This is a genomic window from Bacillus sp. FSL H8-0534, assembly GCF_038005885.1.
Classification (GTDB): domain Bacteria; phylum Bacillota; class Bacilli; order Bacillales; family Bacillaceae_G; genus Bacillus_A; species Bacillus_A pseudomycoides.
Window position 1 is genome coordinate 121,617 of record NZ_JBBOUC010000001.1, and the last position, 12,627, is coordinate 134,243.

At 34.0% G+C, this 12,627-nt stretch carries 13 protein-coding genes and 1 pseudogene; all 14 read left to right on the plus strand.

Annotated features, from left to right (window positions below; translation table 11 throughout):
- The first annotated feature begins 42 nt into the window (after positions 1–42).
- The 14 genes and pseudogenes from MHH71_RS00740 to MHH71_RS00805 all read left to right on the plus strand — a co-directional run bounded on the left by MHH71_RS00740 (position 43) and on the right by MHH71_RS00805 (position 12,627).
- Positions 43–390, plus strand: a complete 348-nt coding sequence (locus MHH71_RS00740) for a DUF2185 domain-containing protein (protein ID WP_006095429.1) — start codon at positions 43–45, stop codon at positions 388–390.
- A 148-nt stretch (positions 391–538) separates the two neighbouring features.
- On the plus strand, positions 539–1,057 hold the full coding sequence (locus MHH71_RS00745) for a SecY-interacting protein Syd (RefSeq protein ID WP_018783292.1): 519 nt from the start codon (positions 539–541) through the stop codon (positions 1,055–1,057).
- A gap of 54 nt (positions 1,058–1,111) precedes the next feature.
- Positions 1,112–1,636 (plus strand): hypothetical protein, encoded by a 525-nt coding sequence (locus MHH71_RS00750; RefSeq protein ID WP_006095431.1) that lies wholly within the window; start codon positions 1,112–1,114, stop codon positions 1,634–1,636.
- A gap of 71 nt (positions 1,637–1,707) precedes the next feature.
- Positions 1,708–2,397 (plus strand): hypothetical protein, encoded by a 690-nt coding sequence (locus tag MHH71_RS00755; protein ID WP_033799001.1) that lies wholly within the window; start codon positions 1,708–1,710, stop codon positions 2,395–2,397.
- 136 nt (positions 2,398–2,533) lie between these two features.
- Positions 2,534–2,859, plus strand: a pseudogene (locus MHH71_RS00760) (immunity 22 family protein); the annotation flags it as partial.
- A gap of 21 nt (positions 2,860–2,880) precedes the next feature.
- Positions 2,881–3,597 carry an endonuclease V gene (locus MHH71_RS00765; RefSeq protein WP_006095435.1) on the plus strand — a complete coding sequence of 239 codons (717 nt, stop codon included), beginning with the start codon at positions 2,881–2,883 and terminating at the stop codon, positions 3,595–3,597.
- A gap of 233 nt (positions 3,598–3,830) precedes the next feature.
- Positions 3,831–4,775 carry an ATP-binding protein gene (locus MHH71_RS00770; protein ID WP_033796253.1) on the plus strand — a complete coding sequence of 315 codons (945 nt, stop codon included), beginning with the start codon at positions 3,831–3,833 and terminating at the stop codon, positions 4,773–4,775.
- Between the two features lie 25 nt (positions 4,776–4,800).
- A complete protein-coding gene (locus tag MHH71_RS00775) occupies positions 4,801–6,540 on the plus strand; it encodes a tetratricopeptide repeat protein (RefSeq protein ID WP_006095436.1) in 1,740 nt (579 codons plus the stop codon).
- A gap of 207 nt (positions 6,541–6,747) precedes the next feature.
- On the plus strand, positions 6,748–6,939 hold the full coding sequence (locus tag MHH71_RS00780; RefSeq protein WP_016115354.1) for a DUF378 domain-containing protein: 192 nt from the start codon (positions 6,748–6,750) through the stop codon (positions 6,937–6,939).
- Between the two features lie 207 nt (positions 6,940–7,146).
- Positions 7,147–8,229 carry a 3-phosphoserine/phosphohydroxythreonine transaminase gene (gene serC, locus MHH71_RS00785; protein WP_033799002.1) on the plus strand — a complete coding sequence of 361 codons (1,083 nt, stop codon included), beginning with the start codon at positions 7,147–7,149 and terminating at the stop codon, positions 8,227–8,229.
- Between the two features lie 12 nt (positions 8,230–8,241).
- Entirely contained in the window at positions 8,242–9,414 is a 1,173-nt protein-coding gene (locus MHH71_RS00790) for a phosphoglycerate dehydrogenase (RefSeq protein WP_006095438.1), read from the plus strand.
- A 13-nt stretch (positions 9,415–9,427) separates the two neighbouring features.
- Positions 9,428–10,675 (plus strand): DUF1015 domain-containing protein, encoded by a 1,248-nt coding sequence (locus tag MHH71_RS00795; protein WP_006095439.1) that lies wholly within the window; start codon positions 9,428–9,430, stop codon positions 10,673–10,675.
- Positions 10,676–11,034: 359 nt separating this feature from the next.
- A complete protein-coding gene (locus MHH71_RS00800) occupies positions 11,035–11,721 on the plus strand; it encodes a formylglycine-generating enzyme family protein (protein WP_006095440.1) in 687 nt (228 codons plus the stop codon).
- 234 nt (positions 11,722–11,955) lie between these two features.
- The gene (locus tag MHH71_RS00805) at positions 11,956–12,627 is read left to right on the plus strand and encodes a response regulator transcription factor (protein WP_003198595.1); all 672 of its coding nucleotides are present in this window, start codon (positions 11,956–11,958) and stop codon (positions 12,625–12,627) included.

Below are 12,627 nucleotides of genomic sequence, written 5' to 3' on the forward strand. Positions count from 1 at the left end.
AGAATAAATCATAAAAAGAAACTGCAGAAGGGATGAGAAAATATGTCTAATTACTTAAAGTCGGAATTTATCGAAAATGCAGGTGGCTGTATCGTATCGAAAAATATTTTAGATGGAAATGGAAAATTAAAATGGTTGGTTAGAGATGAATCTGTGACTAGCGTTGATAATGGCTGGAGGTTTTTTTCGGATATTGATGATGATGATTATGTAAACGTTCCGAATAACTTAGTAGTATGTGATTTTAATACAGTAGCCCAAATTGAACCTGCTATTCTAGCGGTTTATTCCTTTCCGGTTGGAAGTGATCTACAATTAGTTGTAGAGAATGGAAAATATTATTTTATTGATAATATAACAGAAGAAGTTATCGAGTTTTTGTACCATTAAAATAACATACTCTAAAGAGGAATAATAACTTGTAGCCAGATAGATTCTGTACAAAGAGAAAATGTATATTATGCTACACGAAGTTGTACTGAATTTATTAGTGAATTGTATGAAGTAGGGAATAGATAATGGTTTGGGAGAAGTGAAAATGAAAAGAGAAATGGAGCAGTATTTTCATAAATTATTTAAGGAATGGAAAAACTATAATCATTCATTACCAAAATCCGTATGGATAGAAGAAGCAGATTCTTTTATATATGTAGGGGAACCAGATGCAGAGGAATATATTTTTTGGAAGCCTATAGAAAAAGATTTATTTCATGACTTTTCTGATATAGAAAAGAAATTAGCAGTACAATTACATCATTCGATTAAAGAATATTATAATTCCTACTGGTTTTTAGATTTAGCAGGTAGTTATTTAGAGTATAACATAGAGCTAAATCCTGTTATACCAGGAATTGAACTTCGAGATTTTTATACCTTTTTACAAGATTATAAAAAAGCGCACCATAATGAGTTGAAAAATATTCCTATAGGTATGGAATGTAACGGGCTTTTGGTAGTTGTAGATAATGAAAATGGCCAAGTGAAGATAGAAGATTATGAAAAGGGGACTTTTGAAGTTATTAGTAATAGTTTAGCAGAACTCATTTCAATGCTCTAATGAAAGTATATAATATAGGGTTCAATTTGAAATATAAGTTAAGAGGTAAAGGATATGAGCAAATCAGTATTTGAAAAAATAGAATTAGTCAAAAATATTTTAGGTGATGATCCATTCTGTTTGATTATTGGTGAAATTGTGGAAGAAGAAAACCCAATAGATGAAAAATTAGAAGATCATATTTTAAAAGATTATTATTTTATTGCAGGAAAATACAAAATATTGAATGGTGGAGTAATTACTATATACGGCCATCAAAGACTTAAAAGTATTCAGTTTTATGTGGAAGATATGCTAGATGGTGCTGATAAATGGATTTGTATAGGAACGGTAGAAAATTATCCATTATTTATTAATAAAATTGATGGAGAAGTATCTTGTTTGTTTGGAAATTTAATTGATCAAAATTTTGTTATTGAATCATACGGTGATTTTAGCAGTTTTTTAGAAAATTATTTTTTAGGGAGCAAATATATTGATATCGGCCTGTCTTTTGTTGAAGCGGGTGGAATAAGGAATCCCATTGGAAGTAAAGAGGATGAGTGGTATAAACTGTTAGAATTGAATAGATTAGTTTAAATGTATTACTTTGAATTTGGTGGTGAAAACTTTTTTACTTTAGAGAAGTAGAAATGAAAGGGGACGGCTATATGGAACCAAAACTTGCATTTTTAAGAAAATATAAAAGAAATGTAAAGCTTCAATCAATAGATAAAATTGATAATAAGGTCATACCTAGTATTTGGTTTGAAATTTTTAAAGAACACGATAGCAACAAGAGAATAAAAATGGTTTTAGAGATTTGGAGAACATACGTAGGGAAAGAATTAAGAAACACAATCTCATATTTGGAAGAGCACCTTTTCAATGTGGAGTTAATAGAAAATAACGGCATGTATTCGATGTTATATATACTGGAGACGTCGGATGGTGAAATAGTGTATTATGAAGCAGGAAATCCTATGGATACATTTCATAATAAAGTGCTAGAAGTTTCATGGGATAGAATTCCCATTTCAGTTCGAAAGTTTTATGAAAAAGTTCATAATGGTTTTTATTATTATGCGAGCGGTGCTATGGGATTAGTGCCTTTTGAATGTGTTACTTATTTTGATGATGATGAGTGGGGAATTATTGAAGAATTAGAGGAGAACTTACAAATTGATTTGAAAACAACTTTTGGATTTTTTAAAAGTGGAGCGGGCGGTTATGTAGCTATTGATTATAACAATTGCAAATATGATAAAGCTACATTATGGTTTGCAAACAATCAGCCAAAATATAATGTTGATTTTTGGGATCTAGTAGATGAATGGATAGTAACCGGTTTTGAAACGTAGTATGTAGAGAGTTTAAGAATTACTTTTGTGTACTGAAAAAAACGATATATGAATGGAGTTTGTATGCATGGAAAAAGAAGGTGTGGTCTCATTATGGCTAGGAAACATGGAATCTTAAGATTTTTTAGAGGACTATTTCAGTATAAAATATACAGATGATGGTGATTCCATAGCATCACCATTTATAAAAGACTTTCATATTTGTATGTATGATATTGATGAGGACTTTATTGAAAAAGAATTTTATTTAAAGCGAAGTGATAATCTAGAAGCTTTACTAACCGGGTGTTCTTATGAAGAAGTTGTGATACCACAGATGAAAAGATATTTGCTGCGAATACACTAGAGATGAAATACAACACAATTATTATGATATATAACTATGAATACAGCGGCGAAATAATAAATAAAAATGAAAATCTTTATGAAATGAAATACATAGGAGCTGTTTCGTATAAATGATAATAAAAAGGGGATTAGAACATGGAAGCTAGAGAAGTACATTCATTTCATCTACATTCAGAAAAAGAATTTTCTGAAATTCAAGATAAATTGATACATAGAATTGAATTGAAAAATAACTTTCATCTAGAAGATGTAAGTTTAATAGCTGGAGTAGATTTAGCTTATTGGGAAAAAGATGATAAGCACTATGGAACTTGCTGTATTGTTGTTATTGAGTATCATACGAAGAAGGAAGTGGAGAAGGTCTATAGTTATGGGGAGGTAACGGTACCGTATATACCAGGTTTTTTAGCATTTCGTGAGTTGCCTTTAGTAATAGAAGCAGCCAAAAAGCTTACTTCTAATCCAGATATATTTATGTTCGATGGAAATGGCTATTTACACTATAAACATATGGGGATTGCGACACATGCTTCTTTTTTCTTACAAAAACCTACAATCGGTGTAGCGAAAAGTTATCTTAAGATTAAAGATGTTGATTTTATCATGCCAGAGAATAAGGCGTTTACTTTTAGTGATATTATGATCGATGACGAGGTATATGGAAGAGTTTTAAGAACGAAGGAGAATGTAAAACCTATTTTTGTTTCTTGTGGAAATAATATCGATTTAGATACGAGTATTCAAATTGTATCGAATTTAATCGGGAAAGAAAGTAGATTACCAATTCCAGTGAGATTGGCAGATTTAGAAACGCATAAGGTGAGAAGAGACAAGAGGGAAAATGATAGATGATAGGTCTATGTAAAAAGGGATAGGAGGATGATCCCTTTTTTTGTTGTATTCGACGAAATACGACAACGCATAAAAACTTTATTTGCTATGATGTTTTTTGGAATATTTCATTTTTATAATAATGAGTTGTATTAGCTATTCTTTATGGTGTTTTTGGAGAGATTCACTCTACAAAAACCATGACAACATTAGTTAGAATCAAAGTGTTTATTTAGAGGGGAATGGATAAGAAGATGGATGAAATGGAGAAATATCGCAAAAAAATTAAGGTGATTTCTTTTGATAGAGAACAAAATAGAATGGTGGAAGTTGAAGAAAGTAAAATGACTTTCGCCGATGTTGGCGGAATGGAAGAGATTAAGAAGAAAATTAATATGGATTTTATTATGCCAATTAAAAATCCTGAATACTTTCAAGCGTTTGGTAAGAAAACAGGTGGAAGCTTATTATTTTATGGACCGCCTGGTTGCGGGAAGACATTTTTAGCACGTGCGGTAGCTGGAGAAATTGATGCGAATTTTATTCATTTGGAACTGCAGGCTATACTTTCTATGTGGACGGGTGAGTCTGAGAAAAATTTACATGAGATTTTTGAGGAAGCACGGAGAACAAAGCCATGTATTTTGTTTATTGATGAATTAGATGCATTTGGAGGGAATAGACAAAAAATGGGTTCTCATCATCAGCGGACACTAGTAAATCAATTGCTAGTAGAAATGGATGGAAGTAATTCTTTTAATGAAGGAGTTTATATTATTGGTGCAACAAATACACCATGGTATATTGACCCTGCATTGCGCCGTCCAGGACGCTTTAATTCTCTTGTTTTTGTTGCACCGCCGACTTATGAGGAACGATTAACAATCCTGGATTTGAAAACAAAAGATAAGCCGAAAACAGAATTACAGCTTGACTTGGTCGCAAAGTATGCAGAGCATTTTTCGGGTGCCGATTTAACATATTTAGTTGAGGATGCGATTAATCAAGCGATTCAGCGTTCATTTGAAACAGGGCAATTACAACCTCTTTCAAATGAAGACTTGCTAGAAGCGATGAAAAAACGTCAGCCAACGACTTTAGATTGGTTTTCAACAGCAAAAAATTATGCGACATTTAGCGATGTGAATAAGGATTTTGATAAAGTGCTAGATTATATGAAAGAACACAGATTGAAATAGCAGGTAAGAAGCAGGGGATGAGGGAATGGAAGACAATTTTAGAAGGGTTTATTATTTGCTGAAACTTGGTGATGTTGAGCGTGCCAAAGAAGAAGCGGAACTTATGGTTAGGGAAGATCCAGAAGATGTTTATGGATATCTCAGCTTAAGCTATGTATATTTCTATGGGCTTCATGAAAGTGATATTGCAAGTGAATATATAGAAGAAGCGCTTAAATTAGATCACTTAAATGAATTTGTTCTTTTAGCAGGATTAGATATTTTTACTGCGCAAAGTAATTTTACAAGATTAAGAGAAATAGCGGAAATTGGTATAAGAAACTCCCCTGAAGAGGGACCATATTATTTCTATATGAGCGAAGCTGTCATGCATCTTGAAGGAATGAAGAATGTACTTGTTTACCTAGAAAAGGCGATGGAATTAGACCCTGAAAATGAAACGTATGTAGGTAGGTATGCTTATATCCTTTTGAAACATTTCCCAAAACGAAAAGAAGAGGGATTAAAGGCTGAAAAGCGTGCTTTAGAATTAAATCCAGAAAATATAACGAATCTTTTCTGTTTTGCAAGTATAGCGAAGGAGAAGAGGAATTTTAAAAAAGCAAGAATGCTAGCTGAAACTGCGATGAAACTAGATCCAAATGATGAAGATGTTAGAGGGATTTATAAAGATACAATTGTAACGAAAAATAAATTTTGTGCTTTTACTATGGGATTTTCACAAATTTTAGTACGAGCTTTTTCTAAATTTTGCTCGTTATTTGGATTTGTATATGATCTAAATCGGTATGTGTATACTTTTTTAATCGTATTAAGTTTTATTGGATGGCTTATTCTTCCTATATATGTGATAGGAGGGTATGCAGGTATTATCTATTTTGTTGTTCTTGTGATGTGTCTTGTTTCTTCTATCATTAAAGGGAAGATATATAAAGAAGCTGGACTAAGTATGCCTTCAGATTGGAGAACGAATCTGCGCCAGAATCAATCTATTAGAGATCGAGAAATCTCTAAAATGAAACGTGAAGTTGGGAAAGTAGAGCCTGTAAATGTATCGACACAAAAGCTGTCACCAGAAGAGATTGAGTCGCAATTAGCAAGTTTTTGGGGAAAAGAAGCCATGTTTGAAAAACAACAAGTCGCAGAGGTAGCGCCCACGGTTGCTCGATCACAATTATCGTCTGAAGAGCATAAACAAATTCAATCGTATTCAGATATTAAATCTCCACGGTATAATAAATGGGGAATCTGTCTAGTCATTATTTTCTCTTTTACTCTTATTTATCGCGCTGAAAAATTATACAACCTGTATCAGAGGGAAACCGGAAATACAACGCCACATATCAGCCAAGAAACAAAACAATCGATTGTTGAATATCAGGATAGAGCGCTCGAAGAACAAAAAGAAAAATTCAATAAGTATACGGTGGAATCTATTTTATATTCATTGAAAAGAAGTGATTTTAGTGAGAAATCCCTTCAGCAATTTGTTGAAGAAGGTTATGTTCCAGTTGTGATGGGAAAGGTTGGCCAACCTAGTGTCGAGAAATTAAAAAATGCACATTCAACTAAATTTTATAAAGAAGGAACAATTACATATGTATTATTGCAAGATGAGGAGGGCTCGTTTCTTTTAGAAATCCGAGCAACAAAAATAAGTCACATTTACGGTGAAAGTTGGGATAATAGTGAGCGAGAGATGCAGAGATATCATGAGTTAATTACGAAAATTGATACACAAGGTATTGCAGTAGGAACAAAATAAAATCATATAGGTTACATTGTTTGCTTTTATATAACAAGTAAGGGGGACAAATGTCCTCCTTTTAGTTTTTGCTGAATGTTGAGGAAGGGATATTACTGCCCGTTAATGTGTGATAAATTTAATTAAAAAATAAGAAAGTTTTTTGATTTGTTACATATATTTTAGTGAAAGGCCTTTCACCATTTTATCACCTAGGGGGCAATCATAATGAAGTTTTTGTCTTACCTTACAGTAATTCTGGTGATTCTTGGCGGTTTGAATTGGTTGTTTGTTGCGCTGGATTATAATGTAGTTGAGAAATGGTTTGGTTCTACACCAGCTCTTGTTGATACCATTTATTGGCTTTTTGGTCTTTCTGCTCTTTATCAAATTTATGATCGGTTCTTTACGGACAATTAGCTCTTATAAATTTATGAATGGAGTGTTAAGCGAGATAAAATGCTTAACACTTTTTTGTATGTTTATAAAAGTAAATGCATCTGCAAACGGTTCCATTGCGTCTTGCACCCTAATAAAGCAAAACAAATTGACCGTATATTTTATATAGGTTATAATTCAGAAAGTTTAAAAATTAATAAATATAGAAACAGGGAGGTCATACAGTTGATGGAGAGAGTTTACAATTTTTCGGCAGGACCATCTATACTCCCTTTGCCAGTTTTAGAAAAAGTGCAAAGGGAGCTTTTGAATTATAACCGGACAGGCATGTCTGTTATTGAAATGAGTCACCGGTCTTCAGAGTTTCAAAATATTATAGATGAAGCAAGTAGCTTGCTTCGTGAATTGATGCACATTCCTGAGAATTACGACGTGCTATTTTTACAGGGAGGGGCATCGTTACAGTTTTCAATGGTTCCATTAAATTTAATGAATGAACATAAAAGAGCTGGATATGTCCTTACAGGGTCATGGTCTAAGAAAGCCTTACAGGAGGCTAAGAAAACTGGAGAAGTAGAAGTTATTGCTTCATCGGAAGAAAATCATTTTTCAACGATTCCACATGTTGATGTTTCAATGATTCCGAAAGAACTAGATTATGTACATATAACAACGAATAATACGATTGAAGGAACGAAATATGTTCAATTGCCGAAATTAGAGAATATTCCACTTATTGCTGATATGTCTTCAAATATTTTATCTGAAGAATACGATATAGAGAAATTTGGTTTCATTTATGCAGGAGCACAAAAGAATTTAGGACCAGCAGGACTAACAATTGCAATTATTAGAAAAGACTTAATTGGTAAAGCGGATACTTCTTGTCCGATAATGTTAAACTATGAAACTTACAGTAAAAATAATTCCTTATATAATACACCACCATCCTTTAGTATTTATGTGACGAAGCTAGTATTAGAATGGTTAAAGGAGCAGGGCGGCGTATCCGCGATTGAAGAACAAAATAGAAAAAAAGCAGCTCTTCTATACGATTTCTTAGATGAATCAAAATTATTTACTTCACCGGTTGATCCTGCATATCGTTCGCTTATGAATATTCCATTTACAACACCATCCAATGATTTAAATGAGCAATTTTTACAAAAAGCTAAGACACTAGGGCTTGTTACATTAAAAGGCCATCGTTCAGTCGGTGGCATGCGAGCGAGTATTTATAATGCAATGCCGGTAGAAGGTGTTCAACAATTAGTAGATTACATGAAGGATTTTGAGCTAGAGAATAGATAGGGAGATGGGGAAATGTTTCGCGTTCAAACATTAAATCAGATTGCTGAAAAGGGCTTGCAAATTTTTGGTGGAGAGCGATATGAGGTTGGAGAAGGCTTAGAACATCCAGATGGTATACTACTTCGAAGTTTTTCCTTACATCAAGAAGAATTTTCAAAAGATTTAAAGGCAATTGCAAGAGCAGGAGCTGGTGTAAATAACATTCCTGTAGAACGTTGTACAGAAAGAGGTATCGTTGTTTTTAATACCCCAGGGGCAAATGCGAATGCAGTGAAAGAACTTATTCTTGCCAGTCTTATTATGTCATCACGTAATATTATAAGTGGGGTTGGTTGGACAGCGGGATTAGAAGGTGAAGAAGTTCCGCAGCTTGTAGAAGCAGGAAAAAAACAATTCGTTGGTTCAGAGATAGCGGGAAAACGACTTGGTGTTATTGGACTGGGTGCTATTGGTGCCCTTGTCGCAAATGACGCATTATCTCTTGGTATGGACGTCGTTGGATACGATCCATATATATCTGTTGAAACAGCATGGCGCTTATCAACACATGTACAACGTGCATTTAGTTTAGATGAAATCTTTGCAACATGTGATTATATTACATTGCATATTCCACTGACGGATCAAACGAGAGGGATAATTGGAGAACATGCTATACAAACGATGAAAAAAAGTGTCCGTCTCTTTAACTTCTCAAGAGGAGAACTTGTGGATGAAGTTACGTTAGCAAAAGCTTTAGAAGAAGGGATTATTAATCATTACGTAACTGATTTTCCAAATGAAAATGTAATAAAAATGAGAAATGTAACGGCAACACCCCATCTTGGAGCTTCAACGTATGAATCTGAAGAGAATTGTGCAGTTATGGCTGCTCGTCAATTACGAGACTATTTAGAAACAGGAAATATCCGTAATTCAGTAAATTATCCAAATGTAGAACTTCCTTATGTCGGAAAGAAACGAATTACGATTATGCATCAAAACGTTCCGAATATGGTGGGGCAAATTACAGGATGTTTAGCGGAACATCATATTAATATTGCTGATATGATAAACCGTAGTAAAGGCTCTTTTGCATATACAATGATTGATATCGATAATGGAATTGATGATATAATTAAAGAAAATGTAGTTGAAAACATAAAGAAAATCACAGGTGTAGTAGCTGTTCGAATGATTGTATAAAGGAGAGAGAGATTTGGCGACAATTCGACCATTCAGGGCAATTCGTCCAGTATCTGATAAAGCTGCACAAGTTGCAGCACTGCCGTATGATGTGTTAAATAGTGAAGAAGCAAGAGAAGTTGTAAAGGGAAACTCATATTCCTTTTTGCATATTGATAAAGCTGAAATAGACTTAGATCCGGCTGTTTCACCATATGATAACAGTGTATATGAAAAGGCAAGTGAAAATCTACAACGTTTAATGCAAGAAGAAGTATTGATTCAAGATGAAGAGCCATGTCTTTATATTTATCAATTAACAATGCAAGGGAGAACGCAGTCTGGACTTGTCGTTTGTACATCAATTGATGAGTATACTGATAATACAATTAAAAAGCATGAGCGGACCCGTCATGAAAAAGAACAAGATCGCATTCGTCATGTTGATATATGTAATGCGAATACAGGTCCAATTTTTTCAACATATCGTGCGAAAGAAGACGTAACAAAGTTAATTGCAACGTGGCAAAAAAATCACACGCCAATTTATCAATTTACTGCAGATGACGGTGTGGAGCATGTAATATGGAAAATCGCAGAAATTGATGCGATTTCTGCATTAGTAGAATCATTCGAAGAGATTCCTTCCTTATATATTGCAGATGGACATCATCGATCAGCATCTGCTGTGAAAGTTGGGTTAATGCGTAGGGAACAATATCCGAACTATACAGGAGAAGAAGAATTTAATTTCTTTTTATCTGTTTTATTCCCTCATGATGAACTATCAATTTGGGATTATAATCGTGTTGTGAAAGATTTAAATGGTTTATCACAGGACCAATTTTTACAGCAAATTTCACACTATTTTTATGTAGAAAGAGCTTATGTATCTCCATATAAACCAACTGAACCAAAATCATTTGGCATGTATTTGGATCAGGGGTGGTATAAACTAACTGTGAAAGAAGAAACATTTGATGCCTATGATGTTGTAAAACGTTTAGATGTTTCTATTTTACAAGATCACTTATTGAGTCAAGTATTACAAATTCACGACCCACGTGCAGATAGCCGCATTGATTTTGTTGGTGGTATTCGAGGTTTAGAGGAGCTAGAGCGCCTTGTAAATCGTGGTGATTATAAAGTAGCGTTTGCTTTATATCCTACATCAATGGAAGATTTATTAGCAATTGCTGATGCGGGGGAAGTTATGCCACCAAAGTCCACTTGGTTTGAACCGAAGCTTCGTAGTGGGCTTTTCATACATTCTTTAAATTAAACAAAAAGACATAAGATTAGGAGTAAAGATAGTAAGGATTAAATATCCCTACTATCTTTTTTAAACTATAAGTACAAATTAAAGATACATAGTAATAATTGACGACTTATGAAAATACGCTATACACTATTCTTTCTTCAATTAAGGGATAGGTTCTAAAGTACCGTAGTTGATTGAAATTCCTCTTCCAACCATAAAATAGTATGAACACATTCTATCCATTTTCATCTTCTATAGTGTAGTACCTGTGCTGTATGAATGGATAACAGGTAGTTATCTACAAAAACAACATGATTTTTGTATTGATCTAATGGTTCTAGATGTAATGAAATTTACGGCATTAAGATTGTTAGGAGGAAATGGGAGTGTCAAATGAAATAATGAGTTACATTGACAATCAGATGGTGAAAATTCCAGGGGGAGAAATAGAATTAAGAGACGATAGAATAAAAAGCAAATGGAAAGTTGAAATAAGACCGTTTCTTCTTGCAAGGTATCCTGTAACTATGGATCTATACTATGCTATTACAAATAAGTCATCCAATTCTTTTGACGGAGATCTAAAACCATTTGTTAATATTTCTTGGAATGATGCAATTTCTTTTTGTAATCTACTTTCACAGAAAGCTGGACTGAAAGAGTGTTATTCTATAAGTAATGATGGTGAAAACATTATTTGTAATTGGGAATCTGACGGTTATCGACTTCCTTCAGAAGCAGAGTGGCAATATGCATGTAAAGCAGGGACTACTGGTTATAGATATGGAGAGCTTGATAAGATTGCCTGGTACAATGAAAATTCAGGGGGCAAAATCCATGAAGTAGGAAGAAAGGAACCGAATGCATGGGGTCTATATGATATGTTAGGGAATGTTTGGGAGTGGTGCTTTGATTTATATGATGAACAAGTGTACGGATCCTACCGAATTTTCCGAGGAGGTAGCTGGGCTGAAGAGGCCAGGGGGTGTGGGGCTTCGTGTCGTCGTCGTAGCCATCCGACATTTTACATTGAGGACCTTGGATTCCGTCTTGCTCGGTCTTTTTAGCTCCTACAAACAAGCGGATTTTCGGGTTTTACAGCTTAACGAACGGAGAGCTAGGGTTAAATAAAAAAGCCTGTATCGAAAATTACTTAGTAATCGAAGGTGCAGGCTTTCATTTGTAATATTTGTTAATATTTGTATATATTTAATTTTAAATGCGGGCTTTTTCTTGCAAAAAACACAATTGTTTCTTAATGTAATAGTGTAGAAGGATAAACAAGGAAGGATTTAACGAATATGATACATATTTTATTAGCGGATGATGACGGGCATATTAGAGAATTATTACATTACCACTTACAAAAGGAAGGCTATAAAGTTTTTGAAGCTGAGGATGGAAAGGTAGCGCAATCCATATTAGAAAAAGAAAATATTCACCTGGCCGTTGTCGATATCATGATGCCATTTATTGACGGATATACTTTGTGCGAAGAAATTAGAAAGTATCATGATATACCTGTTATTTTATTAACTGCTAAAGATCAATTGGTGGATAAAGAAAAAGGATTTATTTCAGGAACAGATGATTATATTGTAAAGCCATTCGAACCGGCGGAAGTTATTTTCCGTATGAAAGCTTTACTTCGTCGTTATCAAATGCTGAGTGCGGACGTTATCACGCTTCACGGAACAACGATTGATAGAAAAAGCTTTGAGGTAAAATGTAATGACCAAACGATTTTACTTCCTTTAAAGGAATTTGAATTGTTATCACAACTTGCAGGGTATCCTGGAAGAACGTTTTCAAGAGAAGAGTTGATTGAACTTGTTTGGGGGATGGACTTTGAAGGAGATGAACGGACAGTCGATGTTCATATTAAACGTCTTCGAGATCGTTTTTCAAAACGAACAGATGATTTTCAAATTAAAACGGTACGTGGACTTGGTTATAAGTTGGAGCTGAAATAA

Coding starts and splice junctions, on each gene's coding strand:
- MHH71_RS00740 (WP_006095429.1), top strand. CDS start 43: ATGTCTAATTACTTAAAGTCGGAATTTATCGAAAATGCAGGTGGCTGT.
- MHH71_RS00745 (WP_018783292.1), top strand. CDS start 539: ATGAAAAGAGAAATGGAGCAGTATTTTCATAAATTATTTAAGGAATGG.
- MHH71_RS00750 (WP_006095431.1), top strand. CDS start 1,112: ATGAGCAAATCAGTATTTGAAAAAATAGAATTAGTCAAAAATATTTTA.
- MHH71_RS00755 (WP_033799001.1), top strand. CDS start 1,708: ATGGAACCAAAACTTGCATTTTTAAGAAAATATAAAAGAAATGTAAAG.
- MHH71_RS00765 (WP_006095435.1), top strand. CDS start 2,881: ATGGAAGCTAGAGAAGTACATTCATTTCATCTACATTCAGAAAAAGAA.
- MHH71_RS00770 (WP_033796253.1), top strand. CDS start 3,831: ATGGATGAAATGGAGAAATATCGCAAAAAAATTAAGGTGATTTCTTTT.
- MHH71_RS00775 (WP_006095436.1), top strand. CDS start 4,801: ATGGAAGACAATTTTAGAAGGGTTTATTATTTGCTGAAACTTGGTGAT.
- MHH71_RS00780 (WP_016115354.1), top strand. CDS start 6,748: ATGAAGTTTTTGTCTTACCTTACAGTAATTCTGGTGATTCTTGGCGGT.
- serC (WP_033799002.1), top strand. CDS start 7,147: ATGGAGAGAGTTTACAATTTTTCGGCAGGACCATCTATACTCCCTTTG.
- MHH71_RS00790 (WP_006095438.1), top strand. CDS start 8,242: ATGTTTCGCGTTCAAACATTAAATCAGATTGCTGAAAAGGGCTTGCAA.
- MHH71_RS00800 (WP_006095440.1), top strand. CDS start 11,035: ATGGGAGTGTCAAATGAAATAATGAGTTACATTGACAATCAGATGGTG.
- MHH71_RS00805 (WP_003198595.1), top strand. CDS start 11,956: ATGATACATATTTTATTAGCGGATGATGACGGGCATATTAGAGAATTA.